25 protein-coding genes and 1 other RNA gene are annotated in these 22061 nt (G+C 48.3%); 11 read left to right on the forward strand and 15 right to left on the reverse strand.

The annotated features are described in order from the left end of the window. Positions 1-35: 35 nt before the first annotated feature. Genes AC2204_RS17505 through rpoE form a run of 4 tightly spaced genes read right to left on the reverse strand, consistent with a single transcriptional unit; the run spans position 36 to position 2816 of the window. Positions 36-533 (reverse strand): SoxR reducing system RseC family protein, encoded by a 498-nt coding sequence (locus tag AC2204_RS17505; protein WP_318926964.1) that lies wholly within the window; start codon positions 531-533, stop codon positions 36-38. Beyond that, complete coding sequence (rseB, locus tag AC2204_RS17510; protein WP_318926965.1) at positions 530-1528, reverse strand: sigma-E factor regulatory protein RseB; 999 nt, start codon at positions 1526-1528, stop codon at positions 530-532. The genes AC2204_RS17505 and rseB overlap by 4 nt, the downstream gene beginning before the upstream one ends. Continuing rightward, positions 1528-2214 (reverse strand): RseA family anti-sigma factor, encoded by a 687-nt coding sequence (locus AC2204_RS17515; protein ID WP_318926966.1) that lies wholly within the window; start codon positions 2212-2214, stop codon positions 1528-1530. Before AC2204_RS17515 ends, rseB begins: the two co-directional genes overlap by 1 nt. Positions 2215-2237: 23 nt before the next feature. Next, positions 2238-2816 carry an RNA polymerase sigma factor RpoE gene (rpoE, locus tag AC2204_RS17520; RefSeq protein WP_318926967.1) on the reverse strand — a complete coding sequence of 193 codons (579 nt, stop codon included), beginning with the start codon at positions 2814-2816 and terminating at the stop codon, positions 2238-2240. Between the two features lie 460 nt (positions 2817-3276). Between rpoE and nadB the strand changes: the two genes are divergently transcribed. After that, positions 3277-4899 carry an L-aspartate oxidase gene (gene nadB / locus AC2204_RS17525; RefSeq protein ID WP_318926968.1) on the forward strand — a complete coding sequence of 541 codons (1623 nt, stop codon included), beginning with the start codon at positions 3277-3279 and terminating at the stop codon, positions 4897-4899. A gap of 82 nt (positions 4900-4981) precedes the next feature. Here the strand turns inward: nadB and AC2204_RS17530 are convergent, their stop codons facing one another. The 3 genes from AC2204_RS17530 to AC2204_RS17540 form a co-directional block, all read right to left on the reverse strand. Further along, positions 4982-6811 carry a methyl-accepting chemotaxis protein gene (locus AC2204_RS17530; protein ID WP_318926969.1) on the reverse strand — a complete coding sequence of 610 codons (1830 nt, stop codon included), beginning with the start codon at positions 6809-6811 and terminating at the stop codon, positions 4982-4984. Positions 6812-7005: 194 nt separating this feature from the next. Continuing rightward, positions 7006-7434, reverse strand: coding sequence for a protein YgfX (locus AC2204_RS17535; protein WP_318926970.1), 429 nt, complete (start codon positions 7432-7434; stop codon positions 7006-7008). Further along, the gene (locus tag AC2204_RS17540) at positions 7403-7663 is read right to left on the reverse strand and encodes an FAD assembly factor SdhE (RefSeq protein WP_318926971.1); all 261 of its coding nucleotides are present in this window, start codon (positions 7661-7663) and stop codon (positions 7403-7405) included. Before AC2204_RS17540 ends, AC2204_RS17535 begins: the two co-directional genes overlap by 32 nt. 354 nt (positions 7664-8017) lie before the next feature. Here AC2204_RS17540 and ygfZ point away from each other — a divergent pair, with 354 nt between their 5' ends. The 4 genes from ygfZ to AC2204_RS17560 all read left to right on the forward strand — a co-directional run bounded on the left by ygfZ (position 8018) and on the right by AC2204_RS17560 (position 11169). Next, positions 8018-9007, forward strand: coding sequence for a tRNA-modifying protein YgfZ (gene ygfZ / locus AC2204_RS17545; protein ID WP_318926972.1), 990 nt, complete (start codon positions 8018-8020; stop codon positions 9005-9007). A gap of 3 nt (positions 9008-9010) precedes the next feature. Next, positions 9011-9472 carry an aminoacyl-tRNA deacylase gene (locus AC2204_RS17550; RefSeq protein WP_318926973.1) on the forward strand — a complete coding sequence of 154 codons (462 nt, stop codon included), beginning with the start codon at positions 9011-9013 and terminating at the stop codon, positions 9470-9472. Positions 9473-9689: 217 nt separating this feature from the next. Then, positions 9690-10091, forward strand: a complete 402-nt coding sequence (locus tag AC2204_RS17555) for a hypothetical protein (protein ID WP_318926974.1) — start codon at positions 9690-9692, stop codon at positions 10089-10091. A gap of 139 nt (positions 10092-10230) precedes the next feature. After that, positions 10231-11169 (forward strand): LysR substrate-binding domain-containing protein, encoded by a 939-nt coding sequence (locus AC2204_RS17560; RefSeq protein WP_318926975.1) that lies wholly within the window; start codon positions 10231-10233, stop codon positions 11167-11169. Positions 11170-11203: 34 nt separating this feature from the next. Here the strand turns inward: AC2204_RS17560 and nqrM are convergent, their stop codons facing one another. From nqrM to AC2204_RS17575, 3 genes are all read right to left on the reverse strand, one after another. Then, positions 11204-11404 (reverse strand): (Na+)-NQR maturation NqrM, encoded by a 201-nt coding sequence (gene nqrM / locus AC2204_RS17565; RefSeq protein ID WP_318926976.1) that lies wholly within the window; start codon positions 11402-11404, stop codon positions 11204-11206. Continuing rightward, positions 11405-11878: a NifB/NifX family molybdenum-iron cluster-binding protein gene (locus AC2204_RS17570; protein WP_318926977.1), complete on the reverse strand. Its 474-nt coding sequence runs from the start codon at positions 11876-11878 to the stop codon at positions 11405-11407. Positions 11879-11966: 88 nt separating this feature from the next. Next, positions 11967-12266 carry a DUF134 domain-containing protein gene (locus AC2204_RS17575; RefSeq protein WP_318926978.1) on the reverse strand — a complete coding sequence of 100 codons (300 nt, stop codon included), beginning with the start codon at positions 12264-12266 and terminating at the stop codon, positions 11967-11969. 530 nt (positions 12267-12796) lie between these two features. Here AC2204_RS17575 and AC2204_RS17580 point away from each other — a divergent pair. After that, positions 12797-13000 carry a DUF1107 domain-containing protein gene (locus AC2204_RS17580; protein WP_318926979.1) on the forward strand — a complete coding sequence of 68 codons (204 nt, stop codon included), beginning with the start codon at positions 12797-12799 and terminating at the stop codon, positions 12998-13000. A 117-nt stretch (positions 13001-13117) separates the two neighbouring features. Here the strand turns inward: AC2204_RS17580 and gcvH are convergent, their stop codons facing one another. The 4 genes from gcvH to AC2204_RS17600 all read right to left on the reverse strand — a co-directional run bounded on the left by gcvH (position 13118) and on the right by AC2204_RS17600 (position 16910). Next, positions 13118-13510, reverse strand: a complete 393-nt coding sequence (gcvH, locus tag AC2204_RS17585) for a glycine cleavage system protein GcvH (protein ID WP_318926980.1) — start codon at positions 13508-13510, stop codon at positions 13118-13120. A gap of 300 nt (positions 13511-13810) precedes the next feature. Continuing rightward, positions 13811-15019: an FAD-dependent 2-octaprenylphenol hydroxylase gene (locus AC2204_RS17590; RefSeq protein WP_318926981.1), complete on the reverse strand. Its 1209-nt coding sequence runs from the start codon at positions 15017-15019 to the stop codon at positions 13811-13813. Positions 15020-15036: 17 nt separating this feature from the next. Beyond that, entirely contained in the window at positions 15037-16242 is a 1206-nt protein-coding gene (gene ubiH, locus AC2204_RS17595) for a 2-octaprenyl-6-methoxyphenyl hydroxylase (protein WP_318926982.1), read from the reverse strand. Positions 16243-16262: 20 nt separating this feature from the next. Further along, complete coding sequence (locus tag AC2204_RS17600) at positions 16263-16910, reverse strand: UPF0149 family protein (RefSeq protein ID WP_318926983.1); 648 nt, start codon at positions 16908-16910, stop codon at positions 16263-16265. Between the two features lie 276 nt (positions 16911-17186). Here AC2204_RS17600 and zapA point away from each other — a divergent pair, with 276 nt between their 5' ends. From zapA to serA, 5 genes are all read left to right on the forward strand, one after another. Continuing rightward, positions 17187-17489 carry a cell division protein ZapA gene (gene zapA, locus AC2204_RS17605; protein ID WP_318926984.1) on the forward strand — a complete coding sequence of 101 codons (303 nt, stop codon included), beginning with the start codon at positions 17187-17189 and terminating at the stop codon, positions 17487-17489. A gap of 7 nt (positions 17490-17496) precedes the next feature. After that, a non-coding RNA gene (gene ssrS, locus AC2204_RS17610) (6S RNA) lies at positions 17497-17679 on the forward strand. Positions 17680-17777: 98 nt separating this feature from the next. Next, a complete protein-coding gene (locus AC2204_RS17615; RefSeq protein ID WP_318926985.1) occupies positions 17778-18380 on the forward strand; it encodes a 5-formyltetrahydrofolate cyclo-ligase in 603 nt (200 codons plus the stop codon). A 272-nt stretch (positions 18381-18652) separates the two neighbouring features. Further along, the gene (gene rpiA, locus AC2204_RS17620) at positions 18653-19312 is read left to right on the forward strand and encodes a ribose-5-phosphate isomerase RpiA (RefSeq protein ID WP_318926986.1); all 660 of its coding nucleotides are present in this window, start codon (positions 18653-18655) and stop codon (positions 19310-19312) included. A gap of 281 nt (positions 19313-19593) precedes the next feature. Then, positions 19594-20823, forward strand: a complete 1230-nt coding sequence (gene serA / locus AC2204_RS17625) for a phosphoglycerate dehydrogenase (protein ID WP_318926987.1) — start codon at positions 19594-19596, stop codon at positions 20821-20823. Between the two features lie 321 nt (positions 20824-21144). Here the strand turns inward: serA and AC2204_RS17630 are convergent, their stop codons facing one another. Then, positions 21145-21849, reverse strand: coding sequence for an oxidative stress defense protein (locus tag AC2204_RS17630; protein ID WP_318926988.1), 705 nt, complete (start codon positions 21847-21849; stop codon positions 21145-21147). Between the last annotated feature and the right edge of the window lie 212 nt (positions 21850-22061).

Raw genomic sequence — 22061 nt, forward strand, 5'->3', positions numbered from 1 at the left:
TTGATCAAGTTGACGGATTCTACCGAATTTCAGGGCTACTCGCTATCTTTCGATGCGGCATTTATCATCTTATCCACTGACAGAGGCTGCCCCAGCACTCTAATCAAGCTCGGTTCGTAGGCTGAGTCTCCCTCTAAGCGCCTGGCATAATACTTGGCTATCAGCAAGCCAATGCCAGCACTGATAACCGCTGCCAGCACCACACCAACTTCGCTGGTGCCTGATAATTCGACAAACCACCACTGCCCTAACGCTGTCCCCAGCAGTAAAAATAGCAAAGGCACAACATAAACCAACAGAGCAGAACTCAGTATGCTCTGCTCAGACAGACCAATTTCAACTACCTGCCCGATCGTCAGCGACTTTTGCGTGGTGATTTTTACCTGATGAGCTCGTCCCGGCACCACTTTACTCACGATGCCCGTTCCACAGGTGTCCCGGGACCCGCAATGACCACAGCTGGTCTGTTGCTGGCAACTGACGGTAATACTGCCCGGTTCAACGGCAACGACGGTTGCCAGTGTGTTCATCATGGCGCAGCCTTTTCAGCCGTAGAATCAGCCCCTTTTTTTGAACCGACAAAAGCGATCGACTCTGCAACCCGACGTGCCGTGGCCGGAGGAATATCGCCGACAACAGTCACTTCTTTCTTACCCTGAAGATGGCTATGCAACGTACGGCGCCCTTGTCTTACCAATTGTTCACGTACAGTATAGCTGTCTGCTTCTGAAACATAGATAGAAAAGCTAAATAATCCATCACTGTACATTTTGCTTTCAACTGGCCGTTGAGTCAGGACCAGGCGATGGCGGTTACGAGAGACTGACTCAAACCCCTGAGGTAACCAGTTTACCTGCCAGCTCAGTTCGGCCTGAGGCTGCGGCGGCAACTGAACAACGGCGGGTAAATCAACACTGCGCAGGCTTTGCAGTACCTCACCGACTTTCGGGTTCACAACATATGACACCGCTCGATACTGCTCTAACGGTTCACCGTCGCGATCGAGCAAATCTGCACGCATCACTAAACGGTTGCGATGATCAATCCACAACAAATAAGAATAACGTGCGCCGTCTTTAGGAGCGATACGTACGACATCACAGGCAACGCCCGCCTCGCGAGCCCGCCCCATCGAGATGAAGTCATAATTAGCCGACAACGCGTTAATATCGGACTGCATAATCGGCGGCAGGGGAGCCACCATCTTGTTACTATCGATCGTAAAAGGATCCAGCCCGGGCTCGAAATAACTGATCTCATTGCCACGCTGAATCACCTCACGCGGCGGTCCGCTGAGGTAGATCAGATGTGCGTACGTCTGACCATCTTCTAACGCATGACGATATCGTAGCGGTTCAATACTGTTTTTCTTAATTAAAATGTACGACAACTCGTAACTGAGCTCTCGACTAGCCTCATCCATCTGATGCAACAAAGCCTCTGCTGAAGCGATAGGCTCTTCGGCAAAGGCTTGCAAAGGCATCATCAGGCTGACCAGTGTCACGGCACCGACCAGAATTTTTATCATTAGTCCGCCACAGATGAATTAGTTTCTAACAACGTTCTGTCAATACTGCCATCTTCAGCGTTGAAACGCAGCTGAAGTTCATAGTCTTGCAACATCGCATTAATACGACGGCGCTGCTCCATGAGTTGCGCTTCATTAGGGGCATTGTTATGCGCACCGGTACGGACAGAATCACGGGTTAAGCTGACTGGCTCAGCTTTGCCTGCAAAGGGGATAGTCTGCAGAACGGGTAATTGGGTATTGGTTGCTTCAGCAACCAGACCGTCATCACCGCCATTGTATTGTTGTACGCCGACAATAACCGCTAATGATACGGATGCAGCGATGGCTACCTGACCAAACTGGGTAAACCATGCCGGCAGTGAGCGTTTTGCCTGACGCGGTGTAGGCTGAGATTCAGGCGTTTTCTGTGCGGCTCTTATATCAACAACAGGTGCAGCCACTTCTGGCTCGGCACTTAAGCCTGGAACCCCGGTATGAGCAGGTTCATTTTCTAACGCCAGCGCGACATTTGCAGCAATATTCCATTTTTTGCCTTGCGGAGCATCGCCACGCATCACATCACCAATCAGGCTGAAGTTCTGCCAAGCTTGCTCACTCTCTTTGTCAACGGCCAGCGCATTGATAATGCTCTGATCCAGTTCTTCGCCGTCTAGTAACGCCGAAATTTTTTCTTTATCAGCCATTTTTTTCACCGTTTGGCCCAACATTATCGCTGCATTAGAGGACGGATACGTTTTTCGACCGCCTCTCGTGCACGGAATATTCGTGATCTTACTGTACCCACAGGACAACCCATCACCTCGGCAATATCCTCATAGCTTAAACCATCCAGTTCACGCAAGGAGATCGCGGTTTTAAGATCGTCAGGTAATGCATCAATGGTACTAAAGACAACCCGCTTTAATTCATCAGACAACATTTGGTTCTCAGGGTTCGAAATTTCTTTCAATGCATTGCCATTTTCATAGTATTCCGCATCTTCAGCATTAACATCGGATGCTGGCGGACGGCGCCCCTGAGCGACTAAATAATTCTTCGCAGTATTAACAGCAATACGGTATAGCCATGTATAAAAGGCACTTTCGCCACGAAAAGTCGGCAAGGCGCGATACGCCTTAATGAAAGCTTCTTGCGCAACATCCGGGACATCGCCCGAGTTGCTGACATAACGTGCGACGAGGTTACAAACTTTATTCTGGTACTTAATCACCAGAAGATTAAACGCTTGCTTATCGCCTCGTTGTACTCGTTCTATTAATACCTGATCTGTTTGCTGCTCGCTCATTCGAGCGTGTACTCCTATATCAGTATTGCACTCGTTGTTTCATTAAAGCTTTAGCCTGGCATGGGTTGAATGTCGCTTTCAACACCCTCTACAACCACGGGTCAAATAGCAACAGTATGAAACATTTATGAGCATGAGCACTATCTACGACCCAGAGATAACGGCAAAGTTCCGGACCGGATGAAATAAGATCTCAACAATAGTGCGCGATTTTTTTATCACGATGGCGCATTATACAGCGATAAGTGCGTAACGTTATACCAATTCCATTAATTATCAGAGTAATTAAGAGCCTGTCATCGGTGTTCAAACAAGCTCAGACTTTTTACATTAAGACTATTGGCTCTATATTGTGATTATTTTCTCCTAATTGATGGTAATTGGTATTTGATGGTCACAATGACCAATCCAGATGGAATTTGGTAAGATGTGGCGGATTGCCACAGGGATATGAATCGATATGAACGAAAACAGTGAACATCTTTGTGATGTATTAGTTATTGGTAGCGGTGCTGCTGGTTTATCACTTGCGCTGCGCTTAGCACCACTCGGTAAAGTTATCGTCTTAAGCAAAGGCCCGCGTAGTGAAGGCGCCACCTATTACGCTCAGGGTGGCATCGCCGCAGTCTTTGATGAATCAGACAGCATTGATTCTCACGTTCAGGACACTCAGGTTGCCGGTGCCAATTTGTGCGATGAAGCTATCGTTCGCTTTATTGCCGAAAATGCCAAACACTGTGTACAGTGGCTGATTGATGGCGGCGTGCCTTTCGATCGTGAAGAAAACAACAATGACGATAACAGCCCTCGTTATCATCTCACCCGTGAAGGCGGCCATAGCCACCGTCGAATTTTACATGCCGCTGATGCAACGGGCATGGCCGTACAGAACTCGCTGCAGGAAAACGTTCTTAACCACCCTAATATCGAAGTCTTAGAGCGCCATAACGCACTCGATTTAATTACCCAGCAGAAAATGGGCAACCATGATCACCCTAACCGCGTGCTGGGTGCATACATCTGGAACCGAAATCGCGAAGTGGTTGAAACCGTTCGCGCTAAGTTTGTGGTGTTAGCCACTGGTGGTGCTTCAAAAGTTTATCAGTATACCTCCAATCCGGATGTCTCATCCGGCGATGGCATTGCCATGGCCTGGCGGGCGGGCTGCCGCGTTGCCAACCTCGAATTTAATCAGTTCCATCCAACCTGTCTGTTTCACCCGGATGCCCGTAACTTCCTGCTAACAGAAGCACTTCGTGGCGAAGGGGCCTATTTGCGCCGCCCAGATGGCAGCCGTTTTATGCCTGATTTCGATGAGCGTGGCGAACTGGCACCGCGTGATGTCGTGGCACGGGCAATTGACTATGAGATGAAGCGCCTAGGTGCCGACTGCATGTATTTGGATATCAGTCATAAGCCAGAGGATTTTGTCAAAAAACATTTTCCGATGATTTATGAAAAACTGTTGGGTTACAGCATTGATATTACCAAAGAGCCCATCCCTATCGTCCCTGCCGCCCACTACACCTGTGGCGGTGTCATGGTTGATACTGAAGGCCGTACGGATCTGGATGGCCTGTACGCAATAGGCGAGGTGAGCTATACCGGCTTGCACGGTGCAAACCGCATGGCGTCTAACTCTCTGCTCGAATGTGTGGTGTATGCCTGGGCTGCCGCAGAAAGCATTACTAAGAAACTGGAGCACGTCAGCATGCCCGGCTCACTGCCGAGCTGGGATGAAAGCCAGGTTTGCTGTTCCGATGAAGAAGTTGTCATTCAGCACAACTGGCATGAACTACGCCTGTTCATGTGGGACTATGTCGGCATTGTGCGCTCAACCAAACGGTTAGAACGGGCAATGCGCCGTATTCAGCTCCTCAAGCAGGAAATCGATGAGTACTACAGTAATTTCCGAGTATCCAACAACCTGCTGGAACTGAGAAACCTGGTACAGGTCGCAGAGCTGATCGTTCGCTGCGCCATGGAACGAAAAGAAAGCCGCGGCCTGCATTACACCTTGGATTACCAAGAATCCAAAGCCGATTCAGGCCCGACCATCCTGACGCCTGATCAGCCGTGTTAAGCAACACCGAAACTAGAATAAAAAAATCCCAGCGTTAGCTGGGATTTTTTATTGTCAGGGGCCAACAGATCCTTGTGCCAGCTTAAACCCGATACTCCGCAATAGCCTCATCGAGTGATTTCGCCTGATCGGCCACCGCATAGGCAGCCTGGGCATTTTCGTGGGCAACATCTGAATTGGTATTGGTAATATCACGGATCGACGTCACGTTCTGGCCAATTTCATCAGAAACCAGGCTCTGCTGCTCAACGGCCGCGGCGATCTGGGTACTGGTATCCATGATCAACTGCATATCTGTCATGATCTGGTTAATTCTTACTTCCGCACTGTCTGCCTGAGTAACACTCAGATCCCCTTGCTCACGACAACGCCCGATATGTACCACCACCTGATCCGTCTGTTCCTGCAAAGAGGCAATGATCGTGGTAATTTCTTCGGTTGACTGACGTGTCCGCAGTGCCAGGGAACGTACCTCATCGGCAACCACAGCAAAGCCCCTGCCCTGCTCGCCCGCCCGGGCAGCTTCAATTGCCGCATTCAGAGCCAGCAAGTTGGTCTGCTCAGCAATGGCTTTAATAACATCCAATACCGAACCAATGTTTTCAGACAAGTTCGACAGGCTGGCAACTTCATCACTGGTCTGTGATAAATCGCCAGACAGCGAGCGAATGCGTTCTTTGGTGGCGCTCACCTCGGACAGACCTTCCATTGCACCATGGTGGCTGCGATCTGCGTTCGCGGCAGCAGTTTCAGTATTCGATGCAATTTCACGAATAGTCATCCCCATTTCAGTGATCGCGGTGGCGACTGAATCGGTTTCTGCCTGCTGCTGGTTCATTGCCATCTCGGATTCTTTACTGCGGCGCTGCAACTGCTCTGACGCCACACCAAGCTCGGTGATCGCCCCCTGAACATTGCCCACCAGCTGGCGCAGGCTCGATAACAGATGGTTAAAATTACGTGCCATCTGCGCCAGTTCATCGTCGCCGCTCTCATCAGCAATCAGTGTCAGATCATGGCTATGGGCAATGGTTGCCATCAAATCACTCAGCCCCTGAACCCGGCGCTGAATTGAACGACTGATCAGCCAAGACAACATCAAGAGTGCAATGATAATGATTACCACCGCAATGATAATCAACTGCTTGGTTAGCTTGCTATCCGCCGCAATTTCCTCAGCCAGCTGCTGCTGGACATCAGCGAACACTTTTTCGACCTGATGGGATAGCGCCCGGATTTCACCGCGCAAGCCATCATTGTGGTTCATCCCAATCAGTTCATGTTGTGCAACAATCTGTTCGAAAGTACGATGAAAATCAACAAATATATCGCCAAAATCCTGCTCTAACAGCAGTCCGTTTTTCTCATAATCCGCACGGTATTCGTTCAGATAATTGGCGTCTTTAGTCAGGGTAAACAGCTTCGCGGTCAGTGTTAAGCTATAGATTTCCAATGTATCTAAGTTCTGTTTATCAGCAATCCCTAGCAATTGATCCGCACGGGAAAAAAATGGACGATGCAGTCCTTCGTTATGACTGAGTCCAATCTTCTGATACCCTTTTATCAGCGTTATCATACCGTCATGATAACGTTCCATCGCCCCCGGCAGTGCCTGCAATCCAGAGATGGCGATGGATGCCTCTGCCAGATCTCCCGACATATCGGCCAATTGCGCCTGAAAACGGGTGTAGTTAGCCTGAAATTTCGGCTGGTATTTACTATCCATTCGCAACAGGAAGTCCTTCTCGTTCCGACGCAGATTTAATAGTGTGACTTCCAGCTCGCTGGCAGAAACGGCGGTATGATTCATCGCCATCACGCGTTCGTTGGCGAGCCAGCTCATTTCTAAAATCAACAGTAACGCCGTCACAGAGATAACGGTTAATCCCAGTAGCTTATGTTTTATTTTCATTGCAAATACATTCCGCCTGATTTCATCTACCGCCGACTAACGATAGAGGTACTATAGTTAATCGACCAGACAGGGCTTATCTTTAATAGGTAGCGTTAAATAATAAGGAGAAAAAAGCCATCTATAAAATAAAAAACCAAAAATCAGAGAATTACAACCAATTACATCTGCTAGGTGTTTTGTATTACCGCTTTTTAAGGTGAATGAAAGTCAGCATTGCGACACAATAAACTCAGGGTACGAAAGTCTTTGTCATCACAGGCATCATGACAGATCAGCAACCAACGCTGCTGCGCGGCTTGTTTCACCTTTAGCAAGATAAAAAAACGTGTGATCACTTTGATTTGGATGATTTGCCAGGACTGTCGCTGCCAGGTGACCTGCCCCGACACAGTGATACTGATACGGCCTTGATGCCGAAAACTGTACTGCCATAGCTGAAGCCATTCGAGCCACAAGCATTCAATAATAATAACCGCGGCAATGAAGGGAATCGAAGAGCGCAAGACAGCAAGCAGAAGAAACATTGCCGCACAAAGATATAACAGGCTCAGTGCGGCAATTGTCAGTTTGGACGGACGTAATAAAAGATCAGCGAAGTTTGCTGTTGTTGTGGGCAACAATTTTGTCCACCATTACCGCATGCGCTGGATTTTCACTACGACCGTGACCCATCATCCAGGTGAACAAATCAGGATCGTCACATGTCAGTAATGAGACTAAATCGTGTTGTTCCTGCCCTGACAAATCGTCAAAACACTCTTCAAAAAAAGGCATGATAAGCACATCTAGCTCAAGCATACCACGTCGGCATGCCCATTTAAGGCGTGCTTTTTCATCTGCACTCAACATATACAACCTCAATTATCTGTCTGACCGTTCCTGGCGAAAAGCAGGTTTGCCCTATACCGCGCTAGGATTTGTAACCAATATTAACAGCCGCTTCCCCCCTCGACCATGAGCAAAAACAAGCAAACAACCAAGATGAGACATATGATCAAAAAATAGTACGATACTTCAGTCAGGTATTATTTGCGATAATGACGTCAACAGGCTGACAAATGGTAGCCGGCGATTTAACATAGTGGTCATAAAGTTATTCACCATCTCTTTGTGATGGCCAGTCTCACCCCTGCCGTTTCATTGCCTCACAAGCAAGAAACCGTAATTTGAGCTGCCGTTACAACGTTAATCATGGAATGTCCTATGAGCACCTGGTCTAACGCACTGAATTTCAAAAAAATCCCATTGACAGCACAAGATAACCTGCCAGACCTGGCGTTGGTTAATCTGGATGATTGGGGTCTGATCACCCTGATCGGCGATGATAAAAAATCCTACCTGCAAGGTCAGGTAACCTGTGATGTGGTTTCCTTACCGGCAGATGCTTCAATCTTAGGAGCACATTGTGATGCCAAGGGCAAAATGCGCACAATCTTCCGCTTGTTCAACCACAATAACGGTTATGGTTTTCTACAACGCAAAAGCGTAATGGCCAGCCAACTGCCTGAACTTAAGAAATACGCGGTTTTCTCTAAGGTTGATATCGAGGCAAGCGATGACGTATTACTTGGCTTAACGGGAGACAAGGCACAAACTGTCGTTGATCAACTTTTTACCAGCGAAGGTGAGGTACGCGCTATTCAAGCAGGTACCGCAGTTAAAATTGACGATAACCGTTGGTTGGTTGCTGTCGCCGCAGAGCAAGCAGAAACGGTCGTCAACGCCATTGTTGAAGCCTGCAATGACGTACGGCTATCTGATAGCACGCTGTGGGATCTGTACGATATTCAATATGCGATTCCCCGTATAGATGCCGCAACAGAACTTGAATTCATTCCCCAGGCAATGAACTTGCAAGCCGTCGATGGCATCAGCTTTAAAAAAGGCTGCTACACCGGTCAGGAAACGGTCGCGCGCGCTAAGTACCGTGGCATCAATAAACGTGCAATGTATGTCGTCAGTGGTGAAGCGGCGCAATGCCCGCAGGCAGGTGATGCATTAGAGCGAAACATCGGTGAAAACTGGCGTAAAGGCGGCACGATCATTGCCGGTTATCACTATGCCGATAACCAGGCCGTCGCCCTCGTTGTACTGCCAAACAACCTGGATGCAGATACCCGATTCCGTCTTGCTGCTCAACCAGAATTCATCTGGACGAAGCAGGATCTGCCTTACACGTTGGATGACGAGTAAGTCATGAACACATCCGTTATTGACTACCTAGAAAAAGAAGGGGTCGACTATCGACTTCTTCCCCACACGAAGCCGGCCAAAACCATTGCAGACGCGGCGCAAGAGCGCGGCGTCGCTCCGGAGCAGATGGTGAAATCAATCCTGCTGCGCGACATGAGTGGTTTTCATGTCTTAGCCTGTGTACCGGGCCCCTCTCAGGTTGATCCGACCAAAGTACGTGCGATGTTTGGCTGTCGCCGCATGACCTGTGCCGATGCCACCGATGTCGAAAAAGTGACAGGCTTAGTGATCGGCACGGTGGCTCCGGTCGGATTAAAACACCCCTTGCCGCTCATTTTTGATCATGCGATTAAAAAGCACCATAAGGTCAACATCAGTAGTGGTGACCGCATGGCCGGTGTCGAACTGGAAACAGAAGATTTACTGATGCTGTGCGATCCAATGTTCGCTGACATTTGTCGCTGACAGATTTTATTCACTCACGGCGGCCTTCTCACTGGCAACGACTTAGGGGCCGTTTTCTGTCTGGTTGACCACAATTTACGGCAACTGATTCATTTTGTTACATCCTGATGTGGCGTATCTAATAAAATGATCATTGACCTCTTTTGAATAGTTTTTCATCAATGTAGAATAACCGCTCAATAAATGAATAAATTATATTTATTGAGAAGGATCCTCCATGCCCCAGCAAATGATCAAGCAACAAGCGATCTCCTGTGATCAATGTGACTACCAGATCAACAATGTTCATCCGAAATCTTACGTCATGGATCAACATGGCAACCGCGTTAACGCCAATTCTCTGAGTCACACCTTCGAAAACATCTATGGTGTTAGCGAGCACACCATTAATGCCGTCCTCAACGGTAAAATTAACGATGCCGCTGCCGAAGCACTACACAAAATGATTTTGAATCTGAGTGGTAAGCTTTATACCCATAGCTGCCGGAAATGTGCCGCCCACTTTACGTTAGATCCCGCAAAAGATAAGTATGCCTGTCCGCACTGCTGGTCCCAGAGAATCGCTCAGATTAACGATGGGGATCACTGCCCTAAATGCGGTGAAGGCAAACTGAATTAAATTGGCGTTAATCCGTCCCCCGACCATAAAGGCGCAGACGCGCCTTTATGTATTTTACGCTTTAGAAATCGTCTTGTTGACTTTCCCCTGACTTATCAGCAGTGTATATGCCTGTTGGCAGAAGTGGGAACCAAGTAATATGAAAGATATCAACTGGCGTGGCGTTGACCTCAATTTGCTGGTGGCTTTTTCAGCCCTGATGGAAACCCGGAGCGTAACAAAAGCTGCTGCCAAGCTTTCAATTGGTCAGTCAGCAATGAGCCATAACCTGTCGCGATTGCGACTGCTGCTTAACGACCCGTTGTTTGAGCGTCAGGGTCATCAGATGATCGCCACTCAGAAAGCAGCTGAGTTGGCACCCACCATCGAAAATATCTTAAACCTGGTGACAACTCAGATTTTACAGCCAGGTAGTTTCGATCCTCTGCATTATTCAGGCACTGTCCGGATTGGCTTAACCGACTACGCCGAGCTACTGTTTGCGCCCGCTATCTTTGACGCCATCGCCCAGCTTTCCCCCCAGTGCCAGCTTAGCTTCTGCAATGTGGATCGGAATAACTACAACGATAAGTTTAATGATCAGGACGTTGATATAGTGATCGGCTCTATGACTAACCTGCCAAAAGAATTAGTCAGCCAATATCTTTATACAGAAGATCATGTCTGCCTGTTTGACAGTGAAGCGACCGGACTAACAGCCCCGGTTAGCCTGGCACGTTATATCATCACCCCTCATGCCTTAGTAACGCCGGATGGTAAATTAGCCAGTCAAATCGATAATCAATTGCACGATCAGGGGTTCACCCGCCACATAGCGGTAGGGTCGAGTAACTTCCTGACTATACGCCACCTGTTAAAAGGGCGGAACTTACTCTGCGTGGTGTCACAATTAATGGCACGACTGGATCTCTTCAATGACGAACTCATCCAGTGCCCGGCTCCGGTTGAGATCCCGGACTTTGATATCAATATGTTATGGCAACGTCGAAATAGCAGCCACCCAAAAATCGAGTGGCTGCGCCAAGTGGTCAGCAAGACCATTACTCAACGAGTCGCATCCTTGCGTGGAGAAAAATGATGCAGTGAAAAATCTAAGCGCCTTGGCGGTAATATCATACAGATCTAGCGCCAGGCTCCTGTATTTGATAAAGCCTGTGGGTATCACAAGGTTCGGCACAGTCGCACTCTTTATCAACACCGACGGTAGCCAAACCACCACAACTACCACTGATGGTTTTCTTTTTCACAATCCAGCCTATTGCCATTGCGGTAATTACCAACAAGAAAATAGCCAGTGTTAGTACAAAGAGCATTTACTTGAACCCTCCTATCTTCATTAGACCTTGGAGCGACGGTTTTCTATTCATCATCGTACCAATTTTTGCTGGCTCTACTTTTTTCTTACTGCCACAACCGCACCCGCAATCCCCTTTTTCACGCTTGCAGGGACGCCCCTGCTCTGCTGCCGTTAGCGCTATCTTAGCCACACTGCCTGCGAGCACGGCTTGCACAGAGCTACGTGAAGGTACTTTACTCACGGTAAATCCGGCATTTAATAAACGCCCCAACGAGCGCTGGCCGATATTGCCAAGCACGACTTCAGTCACGCCAAATTCACCTAGTTGACGCTGGAGAATTTTCTTATGCTTGCAGCCAATTGCTTTGCTGCCTCCATTTTCAATACGAGCAATCATCTCCCCTTGCGGATCAAAAACCATAAATGCCGCAGCTTTACCGAAATGAGCGGCGACTTCAGAGCGAGGAGTAATAGCAATAGCAATAGACATATCAGTGTTCCTTTATTTCAGCCTCAGCGCATGGCTGGAAAGTTAATGAAGATAAAGCGGTTATTGCGGGTCGAGGGACGGTTTCTTCTTATTCTGTAATCTCATGCAAGTGCGCAGCTTGCAAATCGATCGCCTGTCCTGTGACCAATGCCTGCGCCACTTTATGACGAGCACGGGATACAATATTTCCCAGCGTCTGACGAGAGACTCCAAGGTGCTTGGCCGCTTCTATTTGGCAGAGGCCATTCATGTCAACCAGACGTATTGCCTCCAATTCATCCGCAGCCAGTTCAATCGACGCCAGCTGTGACATTGGCACGCCATTCGGTTTAAAACAGCTGTATGCCGGACGACAACCAATCCGGCGTTGAATTTTAGGTCTTGCCATCGCACCCTCATTTTTGGCATAAGCTAACAACCCCTGTATTATTAGCCTATGCCAACAACCTTTTATTGATCCAACACAAACAGCGGCATCAATTCTCGAAATTTTTCTGTCCAGAGGAAGCAAGGCTGACATTTATCCGAACAGATACTGAACAACTGGAAAAGGGGATTTCAGAAGATAATGCTATTTAGCAACGAGATGAAAACGAACAATGCACAAAAATCAGACCGGAAAAGAAAGTAACTTTACACTACTGAACGCAGCATAATATGAATAAAAGAGCGTAACATGATAATAAATAACCATTAATCCAGTAAAATAATTGTCTTTAAAATAAGTTCATAAGACAAATTCTTGCTTATCCAGCCCTACACCAACAGAATATTATCCCGAAAGATGATATTTACAACTAAAAATAATCTAATCAATTGAATTTAACATTAGTATTATGCTGACAAAGTCACAGAAGTGTAATGCAAGTTGTTTTATAATACGTCGCGTTAGGAAAACCAGACAAGGTTGAGTTGTTTATGCGCATGTTCAAACGCTACTTGCCGAAGTTAATTGCTAAGCATGTAAGTCGTTTATTTAGTGGAAGAATTTATATTGATGGCCGAGGAGGCTATCATTTCGACAAGGGAATGTTGCTTGTGCCAGTACAAGCTCAACAACGGCATTATCAAACCGTCAATGAGGTTAACCAAGAGATAAAACGTTTGAAGGAAGTCTGCTGAGAGCATTAATGCCCAGCATAAATTTCTTTTTTGCGGATCTCTGTGTATTTAAGCCCACTGGTAGTGGGCTTTTAAATGAACAGGCTATACGCATCGTGATAAAGACACCGATGGCAATTACTCCGATTCATCCACCAGATCCTGGTAGCTCTCAGCGTCGAGTAAATCTTCAAATTCCCCTTCATCTTCTGCTTTTATCTGAAATAACCAGCCATCACCATAAGGATCACTGTTTACCAATTCGGGCGAACTGTCTAAGTCTTCATTCACCGCAATGACCACCCCGGTTAACGGCGCATATACATCAGTGGCTGCTTTCACCGACTCGGCAACCGCGCAGTCTTCACCCGCCTCTGTCTCTGTATCCAGATCAGGTACATCAACAAACACCATATCACCCAACATTGACTGAGCATGGTCGGTAATGCCGACAGTAAAAACGCCATCCCCTTCAGGGCGAACCCATTCATGGGTATTGGTAAATTTCAATTCAGAGGGAACATAACTCATTGTGTAACTTCCTTATGAAAAGACTGCTTATCACTCGATAACTGGTTCGGTTCAAGCAGATGATTTAAGACCCAAACGCCTCACTCCCATGTCAATTCACCATGAAATGCACTGAGAGAACACCTAACAAATCAGTCTGGTACAACTACAGCCTACAGTTTTTGCTGTAACTCACACGGCATCGATTTCCTGTTATTTACTGTAGGTGAAAAAAGCCCTTTTGTGATCAATTTATCTTTTTTATCTGGCAGGTAAAAAAAAACCATCTCAATGGAGATGGCTTCAATAGACAATTTGACATTAATATTTGGCTAATTCCGGTAACTCACCCGATAAACCCAGAGCCCGGCGCATAAACTCGTCTTTGACTCCCGGCGCTTTATCCGCAATCAGCATGCCCAGATCCCGCACCAGCTTTTTAGCCGGGTTACTACCGTCGAACAGATCCCGGAATGTCTGCATTGCAGCGATCATTTTAGCGGCTTCCGCTTTTCGCCAGCGTTCATAATGACGCAAATTGGCTTTATGGCCGATATCCTGCTCTTGCAACCACAACGCCTTGAGTTCTTGAGCCAGACTTGCCGCATCCAGTAAACCAAGGTTAACCCCCTGACCCGCTAAAGGATGAATAGTGTGCGCGGCATCACCGACTAAAGCGACACGGTCTCGAACAAAGTCGCGGGCATAACGCATTTTCAGTGGGAACGCCTGACGTTCACCTTCAACTTGACATAAACCTAAACGGTGATCAAAAGCAGCCGTGAGTGACTTATTAAATTCTTCGTCACTTAACCCACACAACTGCTCAGCCTCTTCCGGTGGAACAGACCAGACAATAGAACATAAATCACTTTCAGCTAACGGCAGAAAGGCCAGTGGCCCTTGCGGCCGGAAAATCTGGCGCGCTGTGTTGCCATGGGCTTCATCACAACGAATATTGGCCACAATGGCGCTGTGGCCGTAATCCCAGTGAGTCAGTGGAATATCCAGCTGATGACGAAGCCAAGAGTTAGCGCCATCCGCACCGACCACCAGCTTGGCCGTCAGATTTTTACCCGATTCCATGCTGAGCCAGGCTTCGCTCTCACCGAAAGCAATATTCTGACAGCGTTCCGGTGCCAGCACAGTGACATTGCTCAACTGCTTAACGCGATCCAGCAGCGCTAACTGAATGACCCGGTTTTCGACGATATACCCTAGATTCGGCTGGGCTAAACGTTCGGCATCAAATTGAATGCTGGCGAAGCTATCTTGCTCCCAGACCTCCATTTTTCGGTAAGGAGTCAGACGACGGGCTTCAATCCCCGACCAGGCTCCGGTCCGGCGAAGAATACGCTCGCTGGCTCGGCTTAATGCGGAAACACGTAAATCCGGTAATGAAGCAAGCTCAGGTTCAGGCAACTGACCTTCAATCACGGCAACACGCAGCTCGGTGTCCGCTAACGCAGCGGCCAGGGTCAGGCCAACCATTCCCCCACCAATAATGGCAACATCAACACTCTGCATCATTATACCAATTCCATTAATTATCTTTCTACCTGTCCCATCGCACGCCTTAGCAGCGGTGCCTTTAACGTATCAAAAAGGTTCATTATCATCAGGCCGGTATTACGGCCAGCAACGAGAGGAAAACTGTCATTGGCAAAGAGGCTCACCAGCCCTGATGTCATGGCAATTGTCGCCTCGCGATCCGGCATGCGACGCTGGCGGTAGCGACTTAACATCGCAGCACAACCTACATCTTCGCCCAGATCGAGAGCCCGTACGATCTCTTCGGCCAGTGACATGACATCACGCAGTCCTAAATTAAACCCTTGCCCCGCAATCGGATGCAGCGTTTGCGCAGCATTACCCACCACGGCGACACGGTGCGAGGTCAGTGACTGCGACTGGCGCAGCAATAACGGATAGGCTGCACGCTCGCCGGTTTTAACTAACTGGCCTAAACGCCAGCCAAAAACCTGCTGCAATTCTGCCAGGAACCGCCCATCGTCCCACCCCATGACTGCGGCCTGATGCTCGGGCTTAATGCACCATACCAGTGAACTCCGCCCTTCCGACATCGGCAACATCGCAACCGGGCCAAAAGGGGTAAAACGCTCAAAAGCTCGACCCTGGTGTGCTATTGCGGTGGTTATATTGGCAATCACGGCCACTTGTTCAAAGTCGTGTTCGATCCGGGGAATGCCTAACAGTTCACAACACCCCGACAAGGCACCATCAGCGGTCACCAGTAGCCGGGTTTGCAACTGCTCTCCCGACCCAAGGGTGAGATTGACTTGCTGCTGAGTACGTGAGATGTCGGCGATCGTCGCCGGGCAATAGAGATCGGTCTGATCCTGTTGCTTAAGCTGCTGATGAAATACCGTGCCGGTATCAGCCAGTTCAACCACATAACCGAGCGCATCAACCGCCAACTCTTTGGCATCCATACGAACCATACCCGCATGGCCGCGATCAGAAACATGGATATGAGAAATCGCGGTCGCGGCATTAGCCAGTTTAGGCCAGACCCCGATTTTATCCAGCAGATTGGCAGAGCCTAAAGATAACGCGATACTGCGCGCATCATAGCCCGGGTGCTGATCCAGTGTCGGTTTGACGGCTTCAACAACCGCAATACGCAACCCCTGAACACTATCGCAACGATTGCCACAGAGTTTATTCAGTGCAATTGCCAATGCCGCACCGGCCATCGCGCCCCCGGCAATTACAACATCATACTGTTTCACATCCAGTCCCTTAGCGTTAGTTAATGCTGCGTCGGTTTTTCACCCTGACCAATACCAGGGATAGTCGGTTCTTCAACCGCTCCCGGACGCTGGCTCAACTCAACCAGACAGGCCAACACACATTCAGGCACATAGGCAACCACATTATCGAACAACTGCGCCTGCTCTGCCATGTCTTCGTCTTCATCGATACCTAACTGGGCGATCTCTTCCAGCACCGACACGGCTTCCGTCACTTCCGGTGACAGCTTGGCTTTTTCCAGCCCCATCAAACCCAGGCCTGAAATAAAATTAGTCGTCCATTCACTCAATGCTTCGGCGCGCAGCATCAGCTCAGCGTCTTCAGCAGGCAGCAGTAGAGAAATGTTGAATTCGTAATGAGCCAGTTCAGCAGCCGTTGAGGTAAACAATATTGTTGCTACCCCCCCCAGCTCGGTGGAGGCGGCATCAAATACCGTCCGAACTGCCACTTTCGCACCATCAGTTAAAGGTTGACCCTCGTTGGCGTAGTCGCTTACCGGACCGATCCAGCTTTCATCGTCTACCGCCAGGCCTCCGCAGATCATACCGCTCAGCAGGCCGTGAAGCTCTGACGGTGAAGCCGCTAAACCGTGATCTTTTAATGCTGTATCAACAGCTTCATATAGAGGGATTTTAACTTCGCTCATGGGGGGTTCACCTTCGTCTCATTGGTGCTAATCTTAATTGTGTTATGCTACCACTTAGCCTCAAATCAGGCTAATACCCTTTGGGGAAAGCTTGGGCTATGTTTGCAGTTGCAGCAGATTGCAGCAGACTGGTTAATTTCTGATTAGTCAGTGACTCATCCCCCTAAAGCGTGATGAGTGGACTTGCATGTTGAAAAGGCTTTTCCTATATTATCTTCCTATTGCAAGCGGAATGCTAAGCAGACAGTATTCTTGCACGGAGCTGATTAGAGATTTATGAGTACTCAGGCAGTTGAAATTCAAGTTTTAGGCAGGTTCTTAAAGGTTAACTGTCCATTAGGTCAGGAAGATGCGCTGCGAGAAGCGGCGGCAGATTTTGATCAGCGTCTGAAAGATCTGTCTGAACGCACAAAGGTAACAAACACCGAGCAACTGCTGATGTTTGCCGGTTTAAACGTGTGCAGTGAAATGCACAGCGAGCGTAGAGAACACAACGGCAGTGCTTCAAATTTATCCAATAGAATCAGCACGCTAGCAGAAACATTGGATAAAGCATTGCAAAATCAACCAAAGCGTTGATAATGAATTGACCCTGGGGTGTACGTCAGCGTATTAACGTCCCCGAGCCGATAAGCAAAAAAACAGGATTAGCTGTCTATTAGCTATTGAGCATGCTCAGCCTGACTGAGAAGCCTGCGGTTGATGTTGCTGATCCACCTTGAACATCTGGTTCAAGGGCCACAATGCGCAACGGCACCCTGGGGCATCCCCTCTACCTCGATCGTAACGAGAATTGAGATTCTAGACGCTCTTCCACTAGATACTCGCTCTATAATTACCCGAACTACCTCTGTCATTGGATGACCTATGAGTTCACCTGTTCAACCCTCATCTTCTCGCCAGCACATTCGCCAGCATATTCGCCTGCGTCGCCGTGGCCTCAGCCCTCAGCAACAACAGCATGCCGCGCACGATCTGCTGATACTATTCCAACAGGTGGCAAGTGTTATCGACGCCCATCATATTGCCCTGTATTTATCTAATGACGGTGAAATCAATACTCAGCCACTGATTGACTGGCTGTGGCAGCACGGCAAAGCGGTTTATCTGCCTGTTCTGCATCCATTCAGCAAAGGCCAGTTACTGTTTCTGCACTATACGCCAGAGACACGGATGACGCTGAATAAATATCACATCCAAGAGCCGGTATTAGATATTCGCCTGGTCAAGCCGGTAAGTGAACTGGATCTGATCTGCACCCCGCTGGTCGCCTTTGATAATACCGGTCAGCGGCTGGGAATGGGGGGCGGTTATTATGACCGCACGCTCAATCGCTGGCATCATGAGAAACAAGGCCCGCGCCCGCTGGGGCTGGCTCATGATTGCCAGCAGGTCGAAAACCTGCCGTTCGAAGCCTGGGATGTTCCGCTACCAGAAATTATTACGCCTTCCTGCCATTTTTCCTGGTAATGGACGAATACTGACGTCTCCTCAGCCAATCCCAATCGAACCACGCAAACGTTTGGTATTTATGTGCCACAGCCTTCACCGCTAACTCTATGTTATTAATAGAATTATGATTTATGAGTTAGATAACAGCGATCTCAGTCAAAATTTGCCCTGACGTATCATCCACTCTTCGCTATAATCAGCGCTCCGCGCAACGTGATACCAAACTGAACAAGTCTCTGCTCGAGCAGAGACTTGTTCAGTTTGGTATTAGCCATTACTAGGAGACAGGCATGACACAAGATGAAATGAAAAAAGCGGCTGGCTGGGCTGCACTGGAATACGTTACAAAAGGCAGCATTGTCGGTGTAGGGACTGGCTCAACCGTTAATCACTTCATCGATGCACTAGAAACCCGCAAAGAAGAGATCAAAGGAGCGGTTTCGAGCTCTGTCGCCTCCACTGAACGTCTGGAACAAATCGGTATTCCGGTTTTTGATGCCAATGACGTTGACGGCCTCGATATTTATGTTGATGGTGCCGACGAAATCAATGAACAATATGACATGATCAAAGGCGGCGGCGCGGCACTGACTCGCGAGAAAATCGTTGCTGCAATGTCTAAAAAATTCATCTGCATTGTTGATAATACTAAACAAGTAGACGTTCTGGGTCAGTTCCCTCTGCCCGTTGAAGTGATCCCAATGGCACGTTCATATATCGGTCGTGAGCTGGTCAAGCTTGGTGGCGATCCGGTATACCGTGAAGGTGTTGTGACGGATAACGGCAATATTATTATTGACGTGCATAACATGGCAATCACTGACGCGAAGGCGATGGAAGACAAAATCAATGCCTTGCCAGGTGTGGTGACTGTCGGTCTGTTTGCTCACCGCGGAGCGGATGTTCTGCTGGTTGGCTCGCCAGATGGTGTTAAAAAATTCGAAAAATAAGCAAGCATACCCGCAGCTTATGTTATTAGATTACGAAACGGCATAATATATGCCGTTTTTTATTGTCTTTTTTGTAATATTCTTACCCTTACTGGTTATTATTTGATACTTTAATGAACAGCATGTAGCAATCGTTTGAGTGTAAGCCTCAGGCTACTGGCAAGCAGGAAAAGGATATTACCCGCAGCCCGCTATATAATACCGTAAATCCTTTTCCGTTCCGCTTCGCCGGTTGCCCAACCTGAGCTCCTGCCACTCATGTTTTAAAGGATGAGAACCCAATGGCTAAAGTTTCACTGGATAAAGAAAAGATTAAAATTCTCTTATTGGAAGGCCTCCACCCTTCTACAATTGAGGTTTTACAGCAGGCTGGTTACACCAATATTGAATACCATAAAGGTTCACTTGCCGGTAGCGAACTGCTTGATGCGATCAAAGACGCCCACTTTGTCGGTATTCGCTCGCGTACTCAGCTAACGGAAGAAGTCTTTGACTCAGCCAAGAAGCTGATGGCTGTGGGTTGTTTCTGTATCGGTACCAATCAGGTTGATCTTGCAGGAGCTAGCAAACGGGGTATTCCGGTTTTTAACGCCCCCTTCTCAAATACCCGAAGTGTCGCCGAGTTAGTACTGGGAGAAATACTGCTGCTGCTTCGCGGTATTCCGGAAAAAAATGCCAAAGCCCACCGTGGTGAATGGCAGAAGTCTGCCGATCATTCTTATGAAGCGCGCGGCAAACGGTTAGGCATCATTGGTTACGGCCACATCGGTACGCAGCTGGGTATTCTGGCAGAAAACCTCGGCATGCGAGTCTATTTCTACGATATCGAAAACAAACTCTCACTGGGTAACGCCACGCAGGTTCGCTCAATGACCGAGCTGCTCAACAAGTGTGATGTGGTCAGCCTGCATGTGCCGGAAACCCCTGATACTCAGGATATGATGGGCGCTGATGAGTTTGCTCGCATGAAACCAGGGGCTATTTTCATCAATGCCGCGCGTGGCACTGTGGTTGAAATCGATGCGCTCTGCAGCGCGCTGGAAAGCAAGCACCTCGCGGGCGCTGCAATTGACGTCTTCCCGGTAGAGCCGAAAACCAACAAAGACCCGTTCATATCGCCACTGGCACAATTTGACAATGTATTGTTGACACCGCATATCGGTGGCTCAACCCAGGAAGCGCAGGAAAACATCGGGCTTGAAGTCGCCGGTAAGTTAGTGAAATATTCCGATAATGGTTCAACACTGTCAGCAGTTGGCTTCCCTGAAGTGTCACTGCCTGAGCACCGCGACTGTTCGCGTCTGCTGCACATTCATGAAAACCGCCCGGGGATCCTGAATCAGATCACCACGATCTTCGCCGCAGAAGGGATCAACATTGCTGCGCAGTACCTGCAAACAGGTGCCCAGATCGGTTATGTGGTTATTGATGTGGAAACCAAGCGCTCGGAAGAAGCCCTCCGAAAGCTGAAAGCTATCGACGGCACCATTCGTGCCCGTATTCTGCATTAATATCAAAACGACAGAATCGAGAGCCTAGTTTCGAGGTTTGAGATTCGAGATCCTAGTTTCGAGATATGAGAAAGGAGAGCATTTGCTCTCCTTTTTGTGTTTTAGTCCTATGGTCCTATGGTCCTATGGTCCTATGGTCCTATGGTCCTATGGTCCTATGGTCCTATGGTCCTATGGTCCTATGGTCCTATGGTCCTATGGTCCTATGGTCCTATGGTCCTATGGTCCGGCAGACTCTTCGAGTCAGATTTTGAAGTCAAGCTTTTGATTTTCCTCGTGACTAGAAACTAGAAACTAGAATCTCGCAACTCAAAATATCTTCTACTCCTCAAGCTTAAACACCACTTCCACCCGATCCCGAATCGTCATGTGAGCATCTTGATAGGTTGCCGCCGTTTCTCCGGCGGCGTCCATGGCCATTGCCCTCATCATTATCGGACGTGGGCTAGCGGCGTGGTACGTGATCTTCCACACCCCTTCAATGCTCTCACCAAATCCCTTAGCAAGCGATTCAGCTTTTTCCCGGGCATCTTTAATCGCAGCCTGACGTGCCTGCTCGATGAACTCCGCTTCATTGCTGACTTTCAGCTCGATGTGATTAATCCGATTAATACCATCACCCAAAGCGCCATCTAAATATTCGTTCAACTTCTCTAGCAACTTGACGGTTACCGTTATATGGCGACTGGCACGATAGCCCGTTAGCTCTGGCTGTTTATCTTTTGGATAATGGTATTGTGGGTGCAGCGTAATATTCGCACTCGTAATATCTGTGCGATCCACACCTTGCTGCTTCAGGCGTTCGTTAAAGGCGGTGACAGCTTTATCTACCGCCAGCTTGGCTTCTTTTGCCGTCTGCCGGGTTTCGACAACTTCAACCGTGAACACTGCCATATCAGGCTGGGCCATGACTTCGCCCATCCCTGTGGTTTCCAGATGCGGAAAATCAACATCCGCAGCCATTACTCCCGCAGAGATCAATGAACTGGCGCCGACTAATACCACCGCGAGTAAATGTTTCTTCATATTGCTTTCCTACTCTCTTGTTATTGAAGATATTATTGATGGCGAATATTCGATAATGCGTTACGTGTATGGGTTCGACAACAGAACTCACCAAATTATCCCCCTTGTTCTCTTTTTTGAATGCCGTTTTATTGAGCAGTCAATATCAACGGCCGATGATATGTATGACTGGGTGTTTGAAAGCCATGATCGCGTCGTTTTTGCTATCGGTA

The sequence above is a fragment of the Photobacterium sp. genome (assembly GCF_057456235.1).